Source organism: Haloarcula pellucida, assembly GCF_014647235.1.
GTDB lineage: Archaea > Halobacteriota > Halobacteria > Halobacteriales > Haloarculaceae > Haloarcula > Haloarcula pellucida.
On record NZ_BMOU01000001.1, the window covers coordinates 626946 to 645821 of the forward strand.

At 67.8% G+C, this 18876-nt stretch carries 21 protein-coding genes; 5 read left to right on the forward strand and 16 right to left on the reverse strand.

Translation table 11 applies throughout. The features are described from left to right. Positions 1–44: 44 nt before the first annotated feature. The 7 genes from IEY28_RS03400 to IEY28_RS03430 all read right to left on the reverse strand — a co-directional run bounded on the left by IEY28_RS03400 (position 45) and on the right by IEY28_RS03430 (position 6613). A complete protein-coding gene (locus tag IEY28_RS03400) occupies positions 45–836 on the reverse strand; it encodes an HAD-IIA family hydrolase (protein WP_188994516.1) in 792 nt (263 codons plus the stop codon). Between the two features lie 36 nt (positions 837–872). After that, positions 873–2240: a sensor histidine kinase gene (locus IEY28_RS03405; RefSeq protein ID WP_188994518.1), complete on the reverse strand. Its 1368-nt coding sequence runs from the start codon at positions 2238–2240 to the stop codon at positions 873–875. A gap of 71 nt (positions 2241–2311) precedes the next feature. Next, a complete protein-coding gene (locus IEY28_RS03410) occupies positions 2312–3709 on the reverse strand; it encodes a hypothetical protein (protein ID WP_229783069.1) in 1398 nt (465 codons plus the stop codon). Then, positions 3706–4431: an ABC transporter ATP-binding protein gene (locus IEY28_RS03415; protein WP_188994520.1), complete on the reverse strand. Its 726-nt coding sequence runs from the start codon at positions 4429–4431 to the stop codon at positions 3706–3708. The genes IEY28_RS03410 and IEY28_RS03415 overlap by 4 nt, the downstream gene beginning before the upstream one ends. A gap of 80 nt (positions 4432–4511) precedes the next feature. Beyond that, positions 4512–5144: a DUF998 domain-containing protein gene (locus tag IEY28_RS03420; RefSeq protein WP_188994523.1), complete on the reverse strand. Its 633-nt coding sequence runs from the start codon at positions 5142–5144 to the stop codon at positions 4512–4514. Between the two features lie 43 nt (positions 5145–5187). Beyond that, the gene (locus tag IEY28_RS03425) at positions 5188–5883 is read right to left on the reverse strand and encodes a DUF2071 domain-containing protein (protein WP_188994525.1); all 696 of its coding nucleotides are present in this window, start codon (positions 5881–5883) and stop codon (positions 5188–5190) included. Positions 5884–5926: 43 nt separating this feature from the next. Beyond that, complete coding sequence (locus IEY28_RS03430) at positions 5927–6613, reverse strand: YqjF family protein (protein ID WP_188994527.1); 687 nt, start codon at positions 6611–6613, stop codon at positions 5927–5929. Between the two features lie 93 nt (positions 6614–6706). Here IEY28_RS03430 and IEY28_RS03435 point away from each other — a divergent pair, with 93 nt between their 5' ends. Both IEY28_RS03435 and IEY28_RS03440 read left to right on the forward strand, forming a co-directional pair. Then, entirely contained in the window at positions 6707–7207 is a 501-nt protein-coding gene (locus IEY28_RS03435) for a macro domain-containing protein (RefSeq protein WP_188994529.1), read from the forward strand. Further along, positions 7204–7440: a DUF8145 family protein gene (locus IEY28_RS03440; RefSeq protein ID WP_188994531.1), complete on the forward strand. Its 237-nt coding sequence runs from the start codon at positions 7204–7206 to the stop codon at positions 7438–7440. The genes IEY28_RS03435 and IEY28_RS03440 overlap by 4 nt, the downstream gene beginning before the upstream one ends. 153 nt (positions 7441–7593) lie before the next feature. On the opposite strand, the gene IEY28_RS03445 is transcribed toward IEY28_RS03440, so the two are convergent. Genes IEY28_RS03445 through IEY28_RS03460 form a run of 4 tightly spaced genes read right to left on the reverse strand, consistent with a single transcriptional unit; the run spans position 7594 to position 12471 of the window. Then, entirely contained in the window at positions 7594–8571 is a 978-nt protein-coding gene (locus tag IEY28_RS03445; RefSeq protein WP_188994533.1) for an aldo/keto reductase, read from the reverse strand. A 41-nt stretch (positions 8572–8612) separates the two neighbouring features. Beyond that, positions 8613–9701, reverse strand: a complete 1089-nt coding sequence (locus IEY28_RS03450; RefSeq protein WP_188994535.1) for an ABC transporter permease — start codon at positions 9699–9701, stop codon at positions 8613–8615. Further along, the gene (locus IEY28_RS03455; protein WP_188994537.1) at positions 9694–11568 is read right to left on the reverse strand and encodes an ABC transporter permease; all 1875 of its coding nucleotides are present in this window, start codon (positions 11566–11568) and stop codon (positions 9694–9696) included. The genes IEY28_RS03450 and IEY28_RS03455 overlap by 8 nt, the downstream gene beginning before the upstream one ends. After that, on the reverse strand, positions 11569–12471 hold the full coding sequence (locus tag IEY28_RS03460) for an ABC transporter ATP-binding protein (RefSeq protein WP_188994539.1): 903 nt from the start codon (positions 12469–12471) through the stop codon (positions 11569–11571). It abuts the gene before it with no gap. Positions 12472–12531: 60 nt separating this feature from the next. Between IEY28_RS03460 and IEY28_RS03465 the strand changes: the two genes are divergently transcribed. After that, on the forward strand, positions 12532–12972 hold the full coding sequence (locus IEY28_RS03465) for an SRPBCC family protein (RefSeq protein ID WP_188994541.1): 441 nt from the start codon (positions 12532–12534) through the stop codon (positions 12970–12972). A 21-nt stretch (positions 12973–12993) separates the two neighbouring features. On the opposite strand, the gene IEY28_RS03470 is transcribed toward IEY28_RS03465, so the two are convergent. The 4 genes from IEY28_RS03470 to sucC form a co-directional block, all read right to left on the reverse strand. Further along, positions 12994–13230: an HVO_2901 family zinc finger protein gene (locus IEY28_RS03470; RefSeq protein ID WP_188994543.1), complete on the reverse strand. Its 237-nt coding sequence runs from the start codon at positions 13228–13230 to the stop codon at positions 12994–12996. 178 nt (positions 13231–13408) lie between these two features. Further along, a complete protein-coding gene (locus tag IEY28_RS03475) occupies positions 13409–14407 on the reverse strand; it encodes a hybrid sensor histidine kinase/response regulator (RefSeq protein WP_188994545.1) in 999 nt (332 codons plus the stop codon). A 366-nt stretch (positions 14408–14773) separates the two neighbouring features. Continuing rightward, positions 14774–15646: a succinate--CoA ligase subunit alpha gene (gene sucD / locus IEY28_RS03480; protein ID WP_166969626.1), complete on the reverse strand. Its 873-nt coding sequence runs from the start codon at positions 15644–15646 to the stop codon at positions 14774–14776. After that, positions 15643–16791 carry an ADP-forming succinate--CoA ligase subunit beta gene (gene sucC / locus IEY28_RS03485; protein WP_188994547.1) on the reverse strand — a complete coding sequence of 383 codons (1149 nt, stop codon included), beginning with the start codon at positions 16789–16791 and terminating at the stop codon, positions 15643–15645. The genes sucD and sucC overlap by 4 nt, the downstream gene beginning before the upstream one ends. Positions 16792–17016: 225 nt before the next feature. Here sucC and IEY28_RS03490 point away from each other — a divergent pair, with 225 nt between their 5' ends. Beyond that, entirely contained in the window at positions 17017–17775 is a 759-nt protein-coding gene (locus tag IEY28_RS03490; RefSeq protein ID WP_188994549.1) for an NAD-dependent deacylase, read from the forward strand. On the opposite strand, the gene IEY28_RS03495 is transcribed toward IEY28_RS03490, so the two are convergent. Continuing rightward, entirely contained in the window at positions 17772–18203 is a 432-nt protein-coding gene (locus tag IEY28_RS03495) for a DUF5793 family protein (RefSeq protein ID WP_188994551.1), read from the reverse strand. The two genes, IEY28_RS03490 and IEY28_RS03495, sit on opposite strands and share 4 nt — an antisense overlap. A gap of 121 nt (positions 18204–18324) precedes the next feature. Between IEY28_RS03495 and IEY28_RS03500 the strand changes: the two genes are divergently transcribed. Beyond that, positions 18325–18825, forward strand: a complete 501-nt coding sequence (locus IEY28_RS03500; RefSeq protein ID WP_188994553.1) for a TIGR04206 family protein — start codon at positions 18325–18327, stop codon at positions 18823–18825. Positions 18826–18876 lie beyond the last annotated feature (51 nt).

An 18876-nucleotide genomic window follows, 5' to 3' on the forward strand; every position in this document is an offset into this window, starting at 1 on the left:
CGACCGCGTGCGCCATAAAGTCGTAGGTGAGGCTACACGAAGGCTCAGCGGATAGCATCGAAGACGCCGTCGACGTCCGCCAGCGAGTCGACGACGTGGTCCGGCGTCACCTCGCTCCGTTCGACGTCGGCGTCGTCGCTGACGCCCGACCTGACGAGGGCGGTCTGCATCCCCGCGCGTTCGCCCATGGCGACGTCCGTATCGAGTCTGTCACCGACGACCAGACACTCCTCGGCCGAACAGCCGACCCGTTCGAGGGCCGCCTCGACGGCCACGTCGGAGGGCTTTCCGAGGACGAGGTCCGGGTCCCGTTCGACGACGCCGCTGATGGCTCGAATTATCGCGCCCGACCCCGGCGTCGGGTTGCCGTCCTCGTCGGGGAAGGTCGGGTCCGGATCGGTGCCGAGAAACACCGTCTCGTCGTCGAGCGCTCGGAGGGCATCGACCATGTCGCGGTAGTGGAACTCGTCGGTCCACGACGCGAGCAGTGCGTCGGCGGCGCGTGGGTCCGAGACGAGTTTCGCACGCGTCGTTCGGACCCGGTCACGGAGCGAGGGCGCTCCGACGACGAAGACGCCGTCGCCCGCGTGGTTCGCGTCGAGGTACTCCCGAGTGACCACGGCCGACGAGCAGGCCTCCCCCGGCCGGGCATCGACGCCCAACTCGCTCAGTCGCTCGACGTACTCCGTGCCGTCGTGCAACGGATTGTTCGAGAAAAAGCACAGCGACAATCCGCGCTCGCGCAACCGGTCGATGGCGGCGGCAGCGCCGGGCAACAGGCGGTCGCCGTGATAGACGGTCCCGTCCAAATCTACGATAACGCCCCGAACTGTCATCGTCCCGCCTAGGGTGTCAGGCGTGAAAAACCCGTCTCAGGCAGTCGTCTCGACGCCGCGGACGTCGAACCGGGCGCCGCCGTCGGCGCTCTCGGTCAGGCCGACGCTCCACCCGTGGGCCTGTGCCACCTGCGAGACGATAGCCAGACCGATACCGGTGCCCTCGTTGGTCGAGGAGTGACCCATCTCGAAGACGTCGGCGTCGCCGTCGACGCCCATCCCGTCGTCGGCTACGTAGAACCCGTCGTCGCCGACGCCGACTTCGACGGTCACGGGCGCGTCGTTGTGTTCGACGGCGTTGCGAAACAGGTTCGCAAAGAGGTCCTGTACCCGAGTGGCGTCGGCGACTATCTCGACGTCGTCCTCGACCACGAGGGCAGACTCGCCCGTCTCGACCCACGCCCACGCGTCGGTGGCGAGCGTCTCGATGCTGACGGCTTCGGGGTCGTCCACGGTACGCCCCTCCCGGGCGAGGGTCAACACGTCCTCGATTATCTCGCTCATGCGGTCCAGCGAGCGCTCGACTTTCGCTACGAGGTCGTCGGACTCGTCGGGGATGTCGAGCAGTTCGATGGCGCTCTGTGCGACGTTGAGCGGGTTCCGCAGGTCGTGGCTGACGACGCTCGCGAACTCCTCTAGCCGCTCGTTCTGTCGCTTTAGTTCCCGTTCGCGCTCGACGCGGTCGGTGACGTCGCGGGAGACCAGTTGGACGGTGTGCCCATCTAGGTGGCTCTCGACGGGGACGAACTGCGTCTGGTAATGGCGACCGTCGATAGCGTCCTCTCGCTTCTCGGTCGTACCGCTATCGAGCGCACTGCGGACCGCCGCGATGCGCCGTCGGGCCGCCTCGGTGTCCATCACGTCGGTGAGGCGTTCGCCGACGAGTTCGTCCGCCGGCGCGCCCAGTCGGTCGGCCATCACCGGGTTCACCGACAGCAACACACCGTCGCCGGTCACCTGTGCGATGCCGTCCGGCGAGTTCTCGACGAGGGACTCGAACTTCTTGCGCGTCCGCTCCTGTTCGACGACGCTCTCGATGCGGTTTGCCAGTCGACCGTACTGCTTGTCCTCGACGACTTCCAGTTTGAGGAGGTAGTCGGCGACGCCCGCCGCGATAGCCTCGCTCGCCGTCTCCTCGTCGCCCCGCCCGGTGAGGAGGATGAACGGCAGCGTCGGGTTCGACTCTCGAACCGTCGCCAACAGCTCTAAGCCGTTCATACCCGGCATCTCGTAGTCGCTGACGATACAGTCGAAGTGGTTGTCTGCCATCGCATCTAGCGCCGCATCGCCCCCGTTGACGGCGACGGCCTCGATGTCGTGTTCTTCGGTCAGTGTCTCGGCCGTCATCTGGGCGAAGAACTCGCTGTCGTCGACGACGAGTGCCCTTATATCTCCCCTTGCCATCGTGGCTCTATCCGTACGTCTCTATCGAGGGAGTCTGGCACTTATAATTAGAGGGAACGTCGGTAACCCGCTCACGCGGTGCGGAGTCGGCGTTCCCACCGCGGCCCGGCGCGGCGGGCCAACAGCCATCCGACGACGCCGGCACCTATCGAGAGCGTGACGGCGCCGCCGACGACGGGCTGCGGTGCGACACTGACGACCAGTGCGGCGACCAGTAACGGTACCGCGAGCGCGGCAAGCGCCGCGCCGAACACCGCAAACAGCGCGGTGTCGAAGAGCAGTTCGTTCGGCGCGAGACCCGTGAGGTACGCCGAGACGCCGAAGACGTAGACGGCGACCCCCGGCAGCACCAGCGCGCCCACGGCGAGGCGGCCCACGGGGAACCAGAGCGCCGCGACGGCGAGATAGCCGATGCCGGCCACGAGCGAGAGCACGAGATAGGCTCGCATCGTCCCGGCGAAGACGGTGGCGTAGGTGACCGGGAATCGGAGGTACTCGCGGGGCGAGTCGAACTGCGTCACCCAGCTATACGTGGTGAACGCGCCCAGACCGAGGAGCGTCCCGAAAGCGATGCCGGGGTGGGGGGCGGTACCCGTCCCGGCGGTCACCTGCCCGAGCAAGAGCGCCGTCACCGCGAACAGAACCCCCATCGAGAACGCGACTTTCCAGACCGACCCCGACGAGCGCGCGACCGACAGCAGCGACCGCCGCGCCAGCGGGTCCGAGACGCTCGTGAACAGGCGTTCAGTCGCCCGGTGGCGGCCCGAAGAATCGTCGTCGCCCGGTTCGAACAGCGCGACGCCGAGGGCGGCGAGGACGGCCGTCGGGACGAGGCCGCGGACGGCCCCCGAGAGCGTCCCCTCCGCGTACAGCGCGTAGGGAGTGTACGCGACTGGGTCGACGACGCCACTGACGACCGTCGCCGTCCCGGCGACGAGCGCTCCGAGCGCCGCGAGTCGACGCCGTCCGGCCAGCGCGACGAGCGCGAGACTCAGCGACGCACCGAAGGCGAACGTGCCAATCGCCGAGAGCCACAGCAGTGCGACGCTCCCCGGGGTGACGCCCGAAGCGACGGCGACGACGCCGTAGCCCAGCACCACGGGCGTGAGGACGAGACCGGCGTAGTAACAGACGTCCTTGAGGAGGAACGTGGCGAGCAAACGCTGCCACGATAGCGGCAGGGTCCGCGCCGAGAACACCAGCAGCGTCACGTCGCCCAGAACGTCCCGCAGTGCGTCGCGGCCCACCAGTCCGATGGTGCCCACCTGCAGGCCGAAAAAGCCGACTAGCCCAACCAGTCCGCCCGCGACGCTCGCCGGTGGCGTCCCGGTGACCGAGAGGAGCCACGTCCCGATGCCGGTCAGGACGGCCACGACGAGGGGAAACGCGGCGAATCGAGGGCCACCGAACAAGTGGCTGTGGAGTCGCCACTCCTCGCGCAGCATCCAGCGAAAGAGCGCGCCGGTCACGTCCGGACCTCCGCACTCTCGTCGCCCACTTCGGCGACGAAGTACTCCAAAAGTTCGTCCTCACTCATCCCCCGTGGGTCACACTCGGCGACGAGGCGGCCGTCATCGACGATGCCGACGTGGGTGCACAACTCGGCGGCCACGTCGACGTAGTGCGTCGAGAGAAAGAGGGTGTTCCCCCGGGCGCAGTAGTCCGCCAGTCGTCGCTTGACCCGTTCTTGCATGATCGGGTCCAGATTGACGAGCGGTTCGTCGATGAAGACCAGGTCGGGATCGTGGAGGAACGCCGCGGCGAGCATCACCCGCTGACGCTCGCCCTCCGAGAGTCCGGTCGAGAGCGCATCGAGGATGCCCGCGAATTCGAGTCGGTCGGCCCACGCTTCGATTCGCTGGTCGGGGTCACTTACGTCGCGCACCTCGGCGACGAAAGAGAGGTACTCACGCGGGGTGAGGAAACTCGGAGGGTCCTCGCGCTCGGGGAGGATGCCGATGGCCGCCGTGACGCCCATCGGGTCCGTCACCGGGTCGCGTCCGACGACGCGAGCGGTCCCGCTGGTCGGTTCGCGCTGGCCGGTCAGGAGTTCTATCGTCGTCGTCTTCCCGGAGCCGTTGGGGCCCAGCAGACCGAACAGCGCCCCCTCTTCGACGGTCAGCGAGAGGTTCGACAGCGCGGTGACGTCGCCGAACCGCCGGGTCAGGCCAGTCGTCTCGATGGCTGCCATATCGAACTGGACCAGTGTCGGTGGTCCCTTAGCTGTTTGGCCACGGGACACCCGTTTGCTAGCCGCGTTTGCGGCGAAGGCTACGCCGACGCGACGACGCCGGCCCCGTCCGGTGCCCGTTCGCCGGCGAGGTGCCAGTGGGCGGTCCAGAGGACCCACGCGCTGAACAGGAACGCACCGACGATTTCGGGGATTGCGAGGCCGTCACGGGCCACCGACCCGCCGCTCGCCCACCACCACCAGACGCCGACGTGGGCACAGACGAGGCCGAGCGTCACGGCCCCCCGTCGCAGTGCGCTGGCGACGGCGTTCCCGACGGCGTACACTGCCATCGCGACCATCGAGGCGAGATACAGCGTGACTGCGGCCGGCGCGTGGAGTGGCTGGCTGGACGGGAAGACGCCGACGCCGGCCATCCCGACCAGTGCGACGGCAAAGGGGAGGACCGCCAGTCGCTCGACGACGTTCTCCCCGGCCGTCCAGAGCGTATAGGCGAAGCCGAGGCCGACGAGGCCGCCGAGGACGAGGCCGCCGTCGAACAGCAGCGTCGTCACCGGCGTCGCCACCGGCGTCCCGGGTTGCCCGAGGTCGGAGAGTGCGTTGCCCGTCCACTCGAACGACGGCGACGCGACCGTAGCGCCCACCGTCGCCACGTTGGTCAGCAGTACCGATGCGACGCCGGCCCACCCGCTGGCCTTGTCGAGGCCCGTCACGATATACAACTGTCCACGCGCGGCAAGTTCTAAAGCCTCGGGGTCAGTCCAGCCACAGGGGCCGCGGCGGCGAGAGGCCGAGTTCGGTGCCGGGGCTGTAGTGGACGAGCGGTGACCCGGCGGGGTCCGGCAGACCGAGTGTCGGTAGGAGCGTCCCCGAAACGTCGGCGTCGACGGTGCCCAGCGGCCACGGGTCGTGGCCGACGCTGCCGACGAGGTGGGTCCCGAACCCGCCAGTCGTGAAGTAGCGGTGCCGTTCGACGAGGAAGGCGGCGAGCGAGTCCGGGGGTGCGGTGGTCGTCTCGCCGTCGCCCGGCGTGTAGCGAACGTCGAGGACGCAGCGGCCGTCCACGTCGAGCGTCCGCCGCGTTCGGTACTCGCCGTCGTCCGTTCGTCGGCCGAGTCGACCCTCGCGGTAGGGCAGGCGGAGTGCTGGCTCCGTGACTGTCGCGGTCAGCGCGTCGTCGGCGTACACGGCGAGAAAGCGCACGCCGCGATGGCCGTCCGGGCCGCGCACGTAGGTCCGTACGGTGACGGCCGCCACGGGACCGGTCAGGTCGACGCCGAACGACGAGACGCCGCTAATCGTGTGTGCGACGGCCGTCACCCACGCGTCGCCGTCGGCCGTCTCGACGGTGAGCCAGTCGGGTATCGACCGCGAGAGGGCGTCGGCGTCGACCGGCCAGTGACAGAAACAGACGTCGGCGAGTACCACCGTGAGCGGGCGAACCGAGAACACATGTCACAGTGGGGCCGGTGGGACAATCAGTGTAGCGCTGGCGCTACCGGCGGTGGAGTCGTCCCGCGGTCACCGAGATGCCGGGGCTGTAGTAGACGACGGGGTCGACAGCGGGCGTCTCGAACCCGTTGGCCGCGAACAGGTCGTTGCGTCGGAGTTCGGCGGTGCCGTCCTGCAAGGGCCACGGATCGTGGTCGATGTCGGCGTAGTAGATGCGTCCGTCGCCGTCAGCGACGTAGAACCGATAGCGGGAGACGAGGAACGCCTCCAGACTCCCCGGTTCCGGTGGGTGGGGCTCTGCCCCCACCGCGGGGCCGTAGGTGGCGTCGAAGTTCGCCGACGGCGCTCTGGCGTCGGTCCGTCGACTCCGGAACCGCACCTCGTCGTCCCGGCGGGCTATCTCCATCGACGCGCGGTAGTACGGCAACTCGAAGAACCGCCGGGCGATGCCGACGCTCAGGCGGTCGTCGGCGTCCAGATTGTAGAAATACACCCCCGGCGTCTCGCCGTCGGTGACGTACGTCCGGAGGTTCAACTCCCCGAACGAGCGGCCGATGGGACTGCCCCGCGGCCGGATGTCGGCCATCTCGAACGGGACGACGCCCAGCCACGCCCGCCCATCGTAGGTGTCGACGGTCACCCCATCGGGGAGCGTCGCCGCCACCGTCTCCGGGTCGACCGGCCAGTGGACGAACCCCACGTCCCGCCAGTCCATCCTGAGGAGGTCCATACTCGGCATAGGGGCTGGACGGCTTTCGGGCTGGCGTGAGACGCTATCGCATGCCCCCGTAGTTCTTTGAGGGTGACGGTCCCACCCTCTCGCATGGAATTCGAGGTCATCCAGGGCGACATCGCCGCCCAGTCCGCGGACGCACTGGTCAACGCCGCGAACACGAGTCTCCGGATGGGGTCTGGCGTCGCCGGCGCGCTCAAACGCGCCGCCGGGTCCGGCATCGACGACGAAGCCGTCGCGAAGGGACCCGTGGAACTCGGCGGCGTCGCCACGACGGACGCCTACGACTTAGACGCCGAGTACGTCGTTCACGCCGCAGCGATGCCGCCCGGCGGGGAGTCGACGGCCGAGAGCATCCGCGATGCCACCCGGAACGCGCTGGCGGAGGCCGACGCGCTGAACTGCGAGTCCGTGGTCCTGCCGGCCATCGGGTGTGGCATCGCCGGCTACGACTTCGAGGACGGCATCCGCATCATCTGCGAGGAGATAGCGGCGTTCGACCCCGAGTCGCTGACCGACGTGTACCTCATCGCCTACGACGACGAGGGGTTCGAGACGATGCAGCGGGTCGCCGACGAGGTGCAGGCGTGAGCGACGACGCCGACGGGCCGGTCATCTGCCCCATCTGTGGCGCGGACTTCGAGTCGGTGTCGCTCCACGAGGAGGGACTGATGGTGAAACTCCGTGACGACGAGCGGTTCCGGCGGGCCTGCTTCCAGCCGGTCAGCGACGACGAGGGGACGCCGCTCATCCGCTTTTTCCACCATACCCACGAGCAGTCCGACGGCGGCGAGTCCGGGACTGTCGGCGGGCGGGTGCCGTGAGCGGTCGCGGGTATCGCCCACTCGCGTTCGAGGGCTCTCCCGCTGGTCGCCGTTGCGCTTTGCGGGGCGCTCACCCCGTTCGTGCCCCTCGCTACTCCACGGGTCGCTCTGCTCCCCGCTCCGTCGAGGTTCCTCACTGTGTTCGGAACCTCGCTACTCGTGGCCCGACACCCGGACCGGTTCGTACGGTGCTTCCAGATACTCGACGTCGCTCGTCGAGAGGTCGATGTCCAGCGCTTCGACGGCCTGTTCGAGGTGTTCGACGCTCGACGTCCCGATAATCGGTGCGTCGACCCACTCCTTGTCCAGCAGCCACGCCAGCGCAATCTGGGCCATCGTGGCGTCGTACTCCTCGGCCAGTTCCTGTACGCGTTCGTTGACCGTGCGGCCGCCGCCCTCGTAGTAGGGGTGTTCGCGGGCGTAGTCGTCGGTCTGGCCCCGGACCGTCGCCGCCACCTCCTCGTGGGGGCGGGTGAGGTAGCCACGGGCCAGCGGACTCCACGGGAGGACGCCGATACCTTCCTTCTGGCACAGCGGCAGCATCTCCCGCTCTTCCTCCCGGTAGAGGAGGTTGTAGTGGTTCTGCATCGTCTCGAACCGTTCGAGGTCCTCGCGCTCGCTCGTCCGTAGCGAGTCGGCGAACTGGTGAGCCCACATCGAGGACGCGCCGGCGTACCGGATGTCGCCGCGGCGGACCGCATCATCGAGGGTCCACAGCGTCTCCTCGATGGGCGTGTCGTAGTCCCAGCGGTGAATCTGGTAGAGGTCGACGGTGTCCATCCCCAGTCTGTCGAGCGAGTTCGACAGTTCCTGTTCCAGCGCCTTCCGCGAGAGGCCGCCGGAGTTCGGGTTCTGGTCGTCCATCTGGAAGTATCCCTTCGTCGCGACGACCTGCCCGTCGCGTTCGTAGTCTGCGAGAACGTTCCCGAGGACGCGTTCGGACTCGCCCTTCGAGTACATGTTCGCGGTGTCGAAGAAGGTGATGCCGAGGTCGATGGCCCGCTCGATAATCTCGCGGCTCTCCTCTTCGCCTAGAACCCAGTCGCGCCACTCCGGCGTCCCGAAACTCATACACCCGAGACAGAGGCGGCTGACCTCCATCCCGGTCGAACCGAGGGTGGTGTACTCCATACCGGAGCGCCGGCCGCCGCGGACAAAAAGTTGCGCGTCGGTCAGAGCGCGTCGGCGTCGACACCGGCGACGTACTGCCGGGCCACCGCGTAGCCGGCGACCGCCAGCACGACGCTGCCGGCGACGTGCCCGTAGGTCAGCAGCGTCGGGCTATCGACGGCGAGTTTCGCCACCGTCGTCGCCGGATGCTCCGGGAGCAGCACCGCGGCCCCGAAGACGACGAGCGTCAGGACGGAGTACAGCAACTGCGCTGGCCGACGACGACGCATCGCCACGCCGAGGACGACGCCGATGGTGACGACGACGACCGCGACGGCCGCGACGAACAGGAGGATAGCCGGGACGTTCGCCACCGGGATTCCGTTGCCCATCAGGAGGAGGACCCACAGGAGCGCCTGTGCGGGCGCGAGCAGGACCATCCCGAGCGCCTTCCCGTCGACGACGTCGAGCAACGACACGGGGGCCACCCGCAGGAGTTCCAGCGTCCCGCGCTCTATCTCTTCGGTGATTGTGTCGACGACCACCGACCCGCTGATGAACGCCGGGAGAAAGAGCAACAGGGGGATGAGGACGGTGTACGTGAAGCCGAAGTACGGACTCGCGCTGGCTTCCGGCGGGAGCGGAACCGGGTCGGTGTCGAGCGACCCGGCGCGTTCGACGCGTTCCTGCCGCTCTAGCGCGTTCAGGACCCGCCGCACCTCCACGACGATGAGCGTCGAGCGGACGCTCCCCTCGGGGACGCGAGCGGTCACCGCTATCCGGTTCCCGTCGCCCGACGCCGCCTCGACGTACCGGGCGTTCAACACCGCGTCGACGCGACGCTCCTCGAACGCGAGTATCGCGGCGTCGGGGTTCCGGTAGGCGACGGCGTCGGCCCCCTCCTGTTCGGCGGCCGCGTCGAGGAGCGCGTCCCGTGCGTCGCCCGTGACGGCCACCTCCACCTCGCCCGCGGAGACGGACCCGGGGTCGTACAGGGAGGTGAGGCCGACGACGAGGAACGAGGAAAAGCCCGCGACGAACAACTGGATGAGCAAGGCTAGGACGATGGTCTTCTCCCGCGAGAGGGAGGCCACGTCGCGGCGCGCGACGACGAGTCGGGGGTCACGGTACCACGGACGGTCCTCAGGCAAGGCCGACCACCACCGTGAGGTTGTACGCGACGTGAACGAGGACGGCCACGCCCACACCGACGGCGTAGGCGCCGCGCCCCCGCTGTGCGCCGACCGAGGAGATGGCCGCCGTCACCGAGTGTAGCGCCAGCGGCGCGAAGAGGAAGAGGAGCGCCACCACCCACAGCGGGACGCCCGACGGCGGGGTGGCACCCTGCAAAGCCGCGTTCCCGACCGGGAGACTCTCCAGATTGGAGAGGCGGGCGATGAGCAGGCCCTTCTCGGCGACGAAGAACCCGAGCCCCGAGAGGACCCCGAGGCCGATAGCCGACCGAAGCGTGCGCTCGTAGCGTGCGTTGGCGTACCCGGCATAGAGGTGGAGGCTCTTCGCCAGTTCTTCGACCACGGCGACGACGCCGAGGACGAGGACGACGGCCAGCGTCTGGTTCGTCCCGAAGACGTTCAGCGACACCGAGTCCAGCACGAACAGGAACGCGACGGCGACCAGTTCGGCGACGACGACCAGCGGGAGGAGGAGGGCGCTCATCTTCAGCGCGCTCTTCCGGGACTTGATGCGGCCCGCCAGCGCGTCCAGCACCTTCAGGGGAATGGCGCGCTGGGTGAACATGTCCTCCTCGCGGTAGAGGCCGGCGCCGAGGCCGAACAGCACCAGCGCCGTCAGCAGCGGCGGCACCGTCGAGAAGGCGAACTCCGCCAGCGAGATAGACTGTCCGGTGAGGTCCATCACGACGAGCGTCAGCGGCGAGATGAGCGCGATGGGAGTCACGTCGGTGAAGATGGCCGGGACGAACGCGTAGGAGGTCAGCGAGACGGTGATGGTGACGGTGACGAAGGTCAGTTCCTTGAACGACCGCGCGAACATCGCGCCACAGAACGTCGCCGCGAGGAAGAGCATGGCGATGGGGACGATTGCGAGCACCGCGATGGCGCTGCCATCGGGCGCGACGCCGCTGAACCGGAGCGCCGCCGTGATGGCCGCCGCGACGCCGACGGCGCCGAGGAAGTACGGGAGCGTCTTCCCACCGATGATGTCGCCCCGCGAGGCCGGCGTCACGAGCAACAGTTCGCCGCGTCGATTCAGCCGTTCGGACAGCATCGACGACCCGTACGCCTGGATGACGAAGTTCATCGGGACGACATAGAGGAAGGCAAGCACCAGCGACTCGAAGGGGAACGGCGGGGCGATGTCCGAGGGTGTCCCGCCCTGTACGTCGCCGGTCAGCCGGGCGCCGATGTTCCCGAGGTTCGCACCGCCGCCGCCGGCCGCGCCGTCACCACCACCGCCAGCCGCGCCGTCGCCACCGCCGCCGGTCGCTCCGTCACCGCCACCGGTGGTTCCACCGTCGCTCTCACTGCTCTCGTCTGTCCCGCCGTCGCCACCCGCCGCGTCGTCGCGTGGGTCCAATGGGTTCGGCCCGCCCTGCTTCTGATACACCACCGTCACCGACACCGGGAACGCCGCAGTCTGGTTGTCGTCACGGGCGAGCGTCCGGTCGTTGTAGTTCTCGGTGCTGTCACGCAGCGCCGACAGCGCGGCCGCCTGCTTTCCCGACTGTGGCGGGACCAGCAGTCTGTCACCGTCGAAGGCCAGTTCTTGCTCGCCGCGGCGGACGGCCTTCGGGTTCGGGTCCTGTATCCTGAAGCTCCCGTCGGCCTCTGCGACGCCGTGGTACGGACTCGACTCCTCGACGCCGATGCGATAGATGTCGGCGTCCAGTCCGGGACTCGCGCCCGCGACGGCGACCGCCGCGACGCCGCCCATCGCGACGACGGCGACGGCCATGATGGCCAGCGTTCGCCTGTCGACGCCGCCCGCGTTCTTCGTCACCTCCCACTTCGCGACCCGGAGCAGTTTGTCCCACTGCATCTACTCCGCGTCCTCCCCGACGTAGCGGGTGCCGCGGGTGCCCGCCTCCGCGACGTTGAGGAACACCTCTTCGAGGCTGGACTCCTCGGTACGGATGTCGACGACGGTGCCGCCCGCGGACTCGGCGGCCGCGCGCGTCTCCTCGACGGCGTCCATGCTGCCGACGACCCGCTTGAAGTGGCCGTTCTCCGCCGCGGCCTCGGGCACGTCGACGGTCGTGTAGACGTGATAGCGCGTCTCGCCGTACTCTGCCTGTAACTGTTCGAGGTCGCCGCGAGCGACGATCTGTCCCTCGTTCATGATGACGACGCGGTCGCAGATAGATTCGACGTGAAAGAGGTTGTGCGCGGAGAAGACGATGGTCTTGCCGTCCGCGGCGAGTTGCTCGGTGAACTCGATGACGTAGTTCGTCGTCAGCGGGTCCAGCCCCGACGCCGGTTCGTCGTAGATGAGCACGTCGGGGTCGTTGATGAGTGACCGGGCGATGGCGACTTTCCGCTTCATACCCTTCGACATGTCGCCGAGTTTCCGGTCGCGGTGTTCCAGATCGAGTTCGTCCAGCGTGTCGTGCATCCGCCGGTGGGCCACGTCGCTTGGCACGTCGTAGAGGTCCGCGAAGAACTCCAGATACGAGACGGGCGTCATCTCCTCGTACAGCGGCGACTCCTCGGGGAGAAAGCCCAGTTGCTCTCGCATCTCCGTCGTCTGCGTGTCGAGGCCCGCTATCTCGGCCTCGCCGTCGGTCGGTTCCAGCAGGCCGGCGAGCATCTTCAGCGTCGTCGTCTTGCCGGCCCCGTTGGGGCCGATGATGCCGAAGACTTCGCCGCTGTCGACCGAGAAGGTGCTGCCCTCTACGGCGACGAAACCGCCGTACTCCTTGCGAAGGTCGCGGGCGTCGATCATCTGGCGATGCGTAACGACCGAACTAACCTATACCTTGTCTCCGCTCTATTGCAACTGATAATGGTTGTCTCAGTGGGCGACACCGACGTCGAACTGGCACAGACACCGGACGGTCGCCGTCTCGTCGTTTGCCGGGCGGTCGACGCACCGGTCGAGACTGTGTGGGAGGTCCTGACCGATACCGAGCGCTGGCCCGAGTGGGGGCCGTCGATCACCGCCGTCGACTGTGAGGACCGCTACGTCGAGGCCGGGACGACCGGCCGTGTGAAAACCGTCGGTGGCCTCTGGGTGCGGTTTCGCGTGACGACGTGTGCGACCCACCGCTGGACGTGGTCGGTCGCGGGCGTCCCGGCGACCGGCCACTTCGTCGAGGCCCACCCTGCCGGCGCAGTCGTCGGCTTCGAGATACCCGTCCTCGCGGCCGGCTACGCGCCGGTGTGTGCGCGCGCCTGTGCCCGCATCGCGGACATCGCGACGGCAGCCGCTCGTGAGGGGGTGTAAGCGAGGCAGCGACGTCGAGAACTACTGTTTGGCGACGCGAGCGTCGGATACGCGGTGGATGTCGTCGTCGATACCTTCCCCGTCGCAGTCGTCGTTCGGACAGCGATAGTGCCACCCGTCCTCGGTGGCCGCTCGCTCCGTGAACCGGTCGCCACACTCGTCGCAGTACAACTGGCCGGCCGAGCAGGTGTCGAGATGGAGTTCGAGCTCGAGTTCTGTCCCGAAGGTCCGCTTGCAGTTCCGGCAGGTGTGGGGCATACCCGAACGTTGATATTCGTGCCTTATAGCTACACCGGAACGTTCACGTCTCTGAGAACGTGGTATGGATTCACACTATCCGGCCGCTGTTTGGTGGTCAGCCGTCCAGTCTCGATATTTCCCCGTGCTGTCGGTGGACGTTCGGTCACACGGTTCAGATGGCCCTACTCTCGACGGGTCAGCGGACCGCCACGTCGAACCGCGCGCCGCCGCTATCGCTCTCTCCTACGTCGACGGACCACCCGTGTGCCGCCGCGGCCTGTGCGACGACGAACAACCCGTACCCCTCTCCGGTCCGCGCCGTCCCGTACCCCTGTTCGAACACGCGCTCGACGTCCGCGTCCGGGATTCCCGGGCCGTCGTCGGCCACGTAGAACCCCTCGTCTGTCGCGCCGACGGTGACGGATACGTCGTCGCCGCCGTGGAGCAGCGTGTTCTCGAGGAGGCGTTCGAGAACCACGCCTAGCTGGTCTGGGTCGACGGTGAGGGTCCCGTCAGATTCGACGTCGAGCGTCGCATCGCGGGCATCGAGCCGGCCCCAGACCTCGTTGGCGACGTCCGCGAGCGAGACTGACTCCGTCGCCCCGACCGGTCCCGAGACGGTGGCGACCGTCGAGAGTTCGTCGAGCATCGCCTCCACCCGGCTGATAGACCGATTCATCGCCTCGCTGTGTGTCGTCTCGACGTCCAGCAGTTCCAGTCGCCCGGTGACGACGTTGAGCGGGTTCTTCGCGTCGTGGGCGAGCGACCCGAGGGCGTCCTCCCACCAGGCGGCCTGTATGGTTCCGTCGCGCCACGGTTGCCGGAGGAGCGCACGGAGACGACCGGCCAACTCCGGCCCGCTGTCGTCGTGCCAGCGGACGTAGTCGCTCACGCCGGCCACGAGCGCCGTCTCGACGCGGTCGGTGTCGACGTCGGTACCCACAGCGAGGACGGGGAGTGTGACGCCGGCCGCTCGAATCTCGTCCAGCATCGTCACGGCGTCCTGTTCCGGCGGATTGTCCCCGAGTACGACGGCGTCGAACTCCCCGCCGTCGAGACGGCCTAACAGGTCAGACCGGCCGACTTCCTCGACGTCGATCCCCTCGACGTCGGCGAGGGCTGTGGAGACGCCGTCGAGTCCGGCCGTGTCGTGTCCAGTCAGTGCGACGCGTCTGGTGTGTCCCCACGCGGTCATTCATCGGCCATACGAAAAGCGTGGATAAGAAAGGGCGGGTTACAGCAGGTCTTCGATGCGGTCCGCGACTTCCTCGGGCGTGTCGCCGACCGGGACGCCGATAGACTCGCTTCGCTCCGCGGTTCACTTCACTCACCGCTTCGCATCGAGGGCTTCCGCCGGTCGCCCTCGTCTCTCTCGTCTATCGAGCCTTCGCTCGCTCTGCTCCACGGTTCACGTTGTTCGCCGTTCCACATCGAGGTCTCTCGCTGGTCGACCTCGCTCCGCTCGCGAAGACGCCGTTGTCCTCCAGCGCCGAAATCTTCGACTCGGCGGTGTGCGAGTTGCGCAGACGAAAAATAGGAAATATGGACGTGGAAAGGCCCGCTAGAGCAGGTCTTCGATGTGGTCCGCGACTTCCTCGGGCGTGTCGCCGACCGGGACGCCGTTGTCTTCGAGCGCCGAAATCTTCGACTCGGCGGTGCCGGTACCGCTCCCGGAGACGATGGCGCCGGCGTGGCCCATGCGCTTGCCCGGCGGGGCCGTGCGGCCGGCGATGAACCCGGCGACGGGCGTGTCCATGTGCTCGCCGATGTAGCGGGCGGCCTCTTCCTCGTCCTCGCCGCCGATTTCGCCACACATGGCGACGGCGTGGGTGTCGGGGTCGTTCTCGAACAGTTCCAGCGCGTCGATGAAGTCAGTCCCGATGATGGGGTCGCCGCCGATACCGATGGCGGTGGACTGGCCCAGACCGCGCTCGGTGAGGTTGTCGACGACTTGATAAGTCAGGGTTCCCGAGCGGGAGACGAGGCCGACGTTGCCCGACGAGAAGATGTTGCCCGGCAGGATGCCGAGTTTGGCGACGCCGGGCGTGATGAGACCCGGGCAGTTGGGTCCGACGAGGTAGGTGTCGGTCTCCTGCAGTTTTCGGTAGACCCGAGCCATGTCCTGGGTCGGGACGCCCTCGGTGATGGCGACGACGAGGTCCAGCCCCTTCGCGTCCATGGCCTCGAAACAGGCGTCGGCCGCGAACGCGGGCGGCACGAACACGACGGAGGCGTTGGCGTCCTCCTCGCGGGCGGCCTGCTGGACGGTGTCGTAGACGGGGACGCCGGCGACTTCCTGTCCACCGCGTCCGGGGACGGCGCCGGCGACCACGTTGGTCCCGTACTCCAGCATCTGCTCGGTGTGGAACTTGCCCTCACCGCCGGTGATACCCTGCACGACGACGCGCGTGTCTTCGTCGACTAGAACACTCATGCTTGCACCTCCTTCGCGTACTCGACGGCACGCTGGACGGCGTCCTCCAGCGTGTACTCTACCGTGACGAGGTCCTCGTTCAGAATCTCCATCCCTTCCTCGGCGTTCGTGCCGGCCAGACGGACAGTGACGGGTTTCGGAATCTCGTCGAACTGTTCTAAGGCCTGATTGATGCCCTGTGCGACTTCGTCACCGCGGGTGATGCCGCCGAAGATGTTGAACACGACGGAATCGACGTTGTCGTCGGAGAAGACCATGTCGAGCGCGTTGGCGATGCGGTCGGCCTTCGCGCCGCCACCGACGTCGAGGAAGTTGGCGGGTTCGCCGCCGTAGTAGTCGACGAGGTCCAGCGTGGTCATCACGAGGCCCGCGCCGTTACCGATGATGCCGACGTTGCCCGACAGGCGGACGTAGTCGAAGCCGTACTCGTCGGCCTTCTGTTCGAGTTCGTCGCCCTCCGCGGCCTCCTCGCTCATCTCGGCGAGTTCCGGCTGGCGGAACAGGGCGTCGTCGTCGATGTTCATGACGGCGTCGGCGGCGATCACCTCGTCGTCGCTCGTGATCATCAGCGGGTTGACCTCGACGTCGCTGCCGTCGCGGTCGTCCCAGAGCTGATAGAGCGTCGTCAGGACCGAGGCCACGTCGTTGGCGACGTCGCGGTCGACGCCGGCCTCGTAGACGACCTTCCGGGCCTGATAGGGATGCATCCCGAACGCGGGGTCGATGTGCTCGCGAGCGATGGCGTCGGGGTCCTCCTCGGCGACCTCCTCGATGTTGACGCCGCCCTTCGTCGAGACCATCGCCACGGGCTTGCCCTCGCCGCGGTCCATGGTCACGCCCACGTACAGTTCGTTGACGAAGTCGACGGCCTCCTCGACGAGGACCTTCGAGACGTGATAGCCCTTGAGGTCCATCCCGAGGATGGCGTCGGCGGCCTCGCGGGCTTCCTCCTTGCTCTCGACCAGTTTGATGCCTCCGGCCTTCCCGCGTCCACCCACGTGGACCTGCGCCTTGATGGCGACGGGATAGCCGATGTCCTCGGCCGCGTCGACGGCCTCGTCAACTGTCTCGGCCAACTGCGAGGCGGGTGTCGGAACGCCCGCGTCGGCGAAGACCTGCTTCGCCTGGTATTCGTGCAATCGCATGTCATACTATGAGGCGCGCGGCGGCGTTTTAAATCCGTCTTTCTCGGTCGCAGTGGCCGGGAGTCTGGCCGAACAGAAGTGGCGGAACGTCCGGAAATGCGTCCCGGGACTGAACGATGTCACACTCGTGAAAGAGCGCCTGATGGAGCGCCGTGCCCGCGGGGGACGGGACACCGCAGCCGAGTGACCGATAGAGACACGGTCGCCGCCCCGTAACGGCCGTCCATGAGTGAGGCCTACGACGACGCGGTCGACGCTATCACCGGAGCGCTCAGAGACGCCGACACAGCCGTCGCGCTGACCGGCGCGGGCGTGTCTACGGCCTCGGGCATCCCGTCGTTCCGCGGCGAGGACGGCATCTGGGAGCGCCGCGACCCGACGGACTTCCACCGCCGGCGACTCGACGCCGACCCGGAGGGGTTCTGGCGGGACCGACTGGAACTGCGTGCGGAGTTCTTCGGCGACGTGGACCCGACGCCGAACGCCGCGCATCTGGCACTCGCCGAGCTAGAGTCGCGGGGTCACTTAGACGCCGTCGTGACGCAGAACGTCGACGGCCTGCACGACGCGGCGGGGTCCGAGCGGGTCGTCGAGCTCCACGGAACCAACCGGCGGGTGCGCTGTGACGACTGCGGGGACCGGCTGCCCGCCGACGCGGCGTTCGAGCGGGCGGCCGACGGCGACCTCCCGCCTCGCTGTCCCTGTGGGGGCATCTACCGACCCGACGTGGTGCTGTTCGGCGAATCACTCCCCGACGTGGCGATGAGCGAGGCCCAGCGACTCGCCCGCGACAGCGACGTGTTCCTCGCCGTCGGGTCGTCGCTGTCGGTCAGGCCCGCGTCGCTGCTACCGAAGATAGCGGCCGACGCCGAGGCGACGCTGGTCGTCGTGAACTTCGAGGAGACGCCGCGAGATTCGGCGGCCGACCACGTGATACGGGCCGACGTGACCGACGTGCTGCCGGCCGTCGTCGACCGACTCTAGAGTTCGACCCCGCCGGGGATGAGGCTCTGCTGCCGGAGGAGGCTGCCGTCGTGGTCGTAGACGAGGAGCGTCCGCTTCTCGTAGACCAGCGATTTGCCCTCACTGTCGGTCAGACGGACCTCGTACTCGCCGTCGTCGTCCCGGCGCTCGGCGGCCGTAACGAGAGCCTGCATCTCGTCGACGGCGGCAGCCACTTCGAGGACGAACTCCCCGGTCAGGCGGTTCGTAAGGGAGAGGACGCCGCTGTCGGCCCCGGCCTGTCTGCGGAAAGCGACGTCTACCTCGTCCGCATCGAGGGTCCCGTCTGTGGTCGTTGTGAGGCGCTCGCGGAGTGCCCCCGACGGACCGTCGTAGTCGATACTGATGGTCGGGGTGCCGTCGTCGTCGGGTTTGCTGTCGATGTCGACGGTGAAGTTGTCGCGCCTCATTCGGGTGATTATAGGTTGGGGACCGCCCGCCATGAACGTAACGGCGGTGCCACCACCGCAAGGGTCTTATCCGCGCCCTTTCGGTAGCTTTTACCCCCTGCCTGCTGGCCCTGCAGACAGGATGGCGTGGGTCAAATCTGAGTACGCTGGCGAACTGGCGGTGCTGTCGACGTGGCTGGTCACCCTCGCGCCGTGGTCGGCGTCGGTGTTCGAGGCCGCTGGACTGACCGTGGTCGCGCTTCGCTTTCTCCCCTTCCGGTTCCAGTTCATCTTCGGCGCGGCACTCCAGAACGAGCGGCCGTTTCTCTGGGCCTGGGAAGTGGCGGCCTTTCAGTCGTCGCCGGAACTTACGCTGGCCGGGTATCTCGGCTTCGCCGCCTTCGTCGCGTCCTCGATCCCGTTCGCTCTGAGCCTGTTCTACTACTTCGAGGAGGGGCGCCTCGCCGCAGCGCTTCCAGTCGACCCCGTCCGCGTCTTCGGCGCACTGCTCGCGCTCGTAGCGCTCTTGACACTCGCCGCGACAGTGCTGTTCGTCCGGTACTTCCCGGGGTTTTCCCTGCCCGTCGGTGCCCTCGTCGCCGCCGTCCTCGCGTACCTCTTGCTCACCGTCGACCGGACGTAACGACTGGCGAGTCGGCGAGCGAATTTAAGTAGGTGGCCACACTATGGCACG

Bases quoted from the DNA above. Each gene is read 5' to 3' on its own strand.
- IEY28_RS03405 (WP_188994518.1), bottom strand. From the start codon at position 2,240: ATGGCAAGGGGAGATATAAGGGCACTCGTCGTCGACGACAGCGAGTTC.
- IEY28_RS03490 (WP_188994549.1), top strand. From the start codon at position 17,017: ATGAGTGAGGCCTACGACGACGCGGTCGACGCTATCACCGGAGCGCTC.
- IEY28_RS03415 (WP_188994520.1), bottom strand. From the start codon at position 4,431: ATGGCAGCCATCGAGACGACTGGCCTGACCCGGCGGTTCGGCGACGTC.
- IEY28_RS03500 (WP_188994553.1), top strand. From the start codon at position 18,325: ATGGCGTGGGTCAAATCTGAGTACGCTGGCGAACTGGCGGTGCTGTCG.
- IEY28_RS03435 (WP_188994529.1), top strand. From the start codon at position 6,707: ATGGAATTCGAGGTCATCCAGGGCGACATCGCCGCCCAGTCCGCGGAC.
- IEY28_RS03445 (WP_188994533.1), bottom strand. From the start codon at position 8,571: ATGGAGTACACCACCCTCGGTTCGACCGGGATGGAGGTCAGCCGCCTC.
- IEY28_RS03460 (WP_188994539.1), bottom strand. From the start codon at position 12,471: ATGATCGACGCCCGCGACCTTCGCAAGGAGTACGGCGGTTTCGTCGCC.
- IEY28_RS03430 (WP_188994527.1), bottom strand. From the start codon at position 6,613: ATGGACCTCCTCAGGATGGACTGGCGGGACGTGGGGTTCGTCCACTGG.
- sucC (WP_188994547.1), bottom strand. From the start codon at position 16,791: ATGCGATTGCACGAATACCAGGCGAAGCAGGTCTTCGCCGACGCGGGC.
- IEY28_RS03470 (WP_188994543.1), bottom strand. From the start codon at position 13,230: ATGCCCCACACCTGCCGGAACTGCAAGCGGACCTTCGGGACAGAACTC.
- IEY28_RS03465 (WP_188994541.1), top strand. From the start codon at position 12,532: ATGGTTGTCTCAGTGGGCGACACCGACGTCGAACTGGCACAGACACCG.
- sucD (WP_166969626.1), bottom strand. From the start codon at position 15,646: ATGAGTGTTCTAGTCGACGAAGACACGCGCGTCGTCGTGCAGGGTATC.
- IEY28_RS03400 (WP_188994516.1), bottom strand. From the start codon at position 836: ATGACAGTTCGGGGCGTTATCGTAGATTTGGACGGGACCGTCTATCAC.
- IEY28_RS03455 (WP_188994537.1), bottom strand. From the start codon at position 11,568: ATGCAGTGGGACAAACTGCTCCGGGTCGCGAAGTGGGAGGTGACGAAG.
- IEY28_RS03495 (WP_188994551.1), bottom strand. From the start codon at position 18,203: ATGAGGCGCGACAACTTCACCGTCGACATCGACAGCAAACCCGACGAC.
- IEY28_RS03475 (WP_188994545.1), bottom strand. From the start codon at position 14,407: ATGACCGCGTGGGGACACACCAGACGCGTCGCACTGACTGGACACGAC.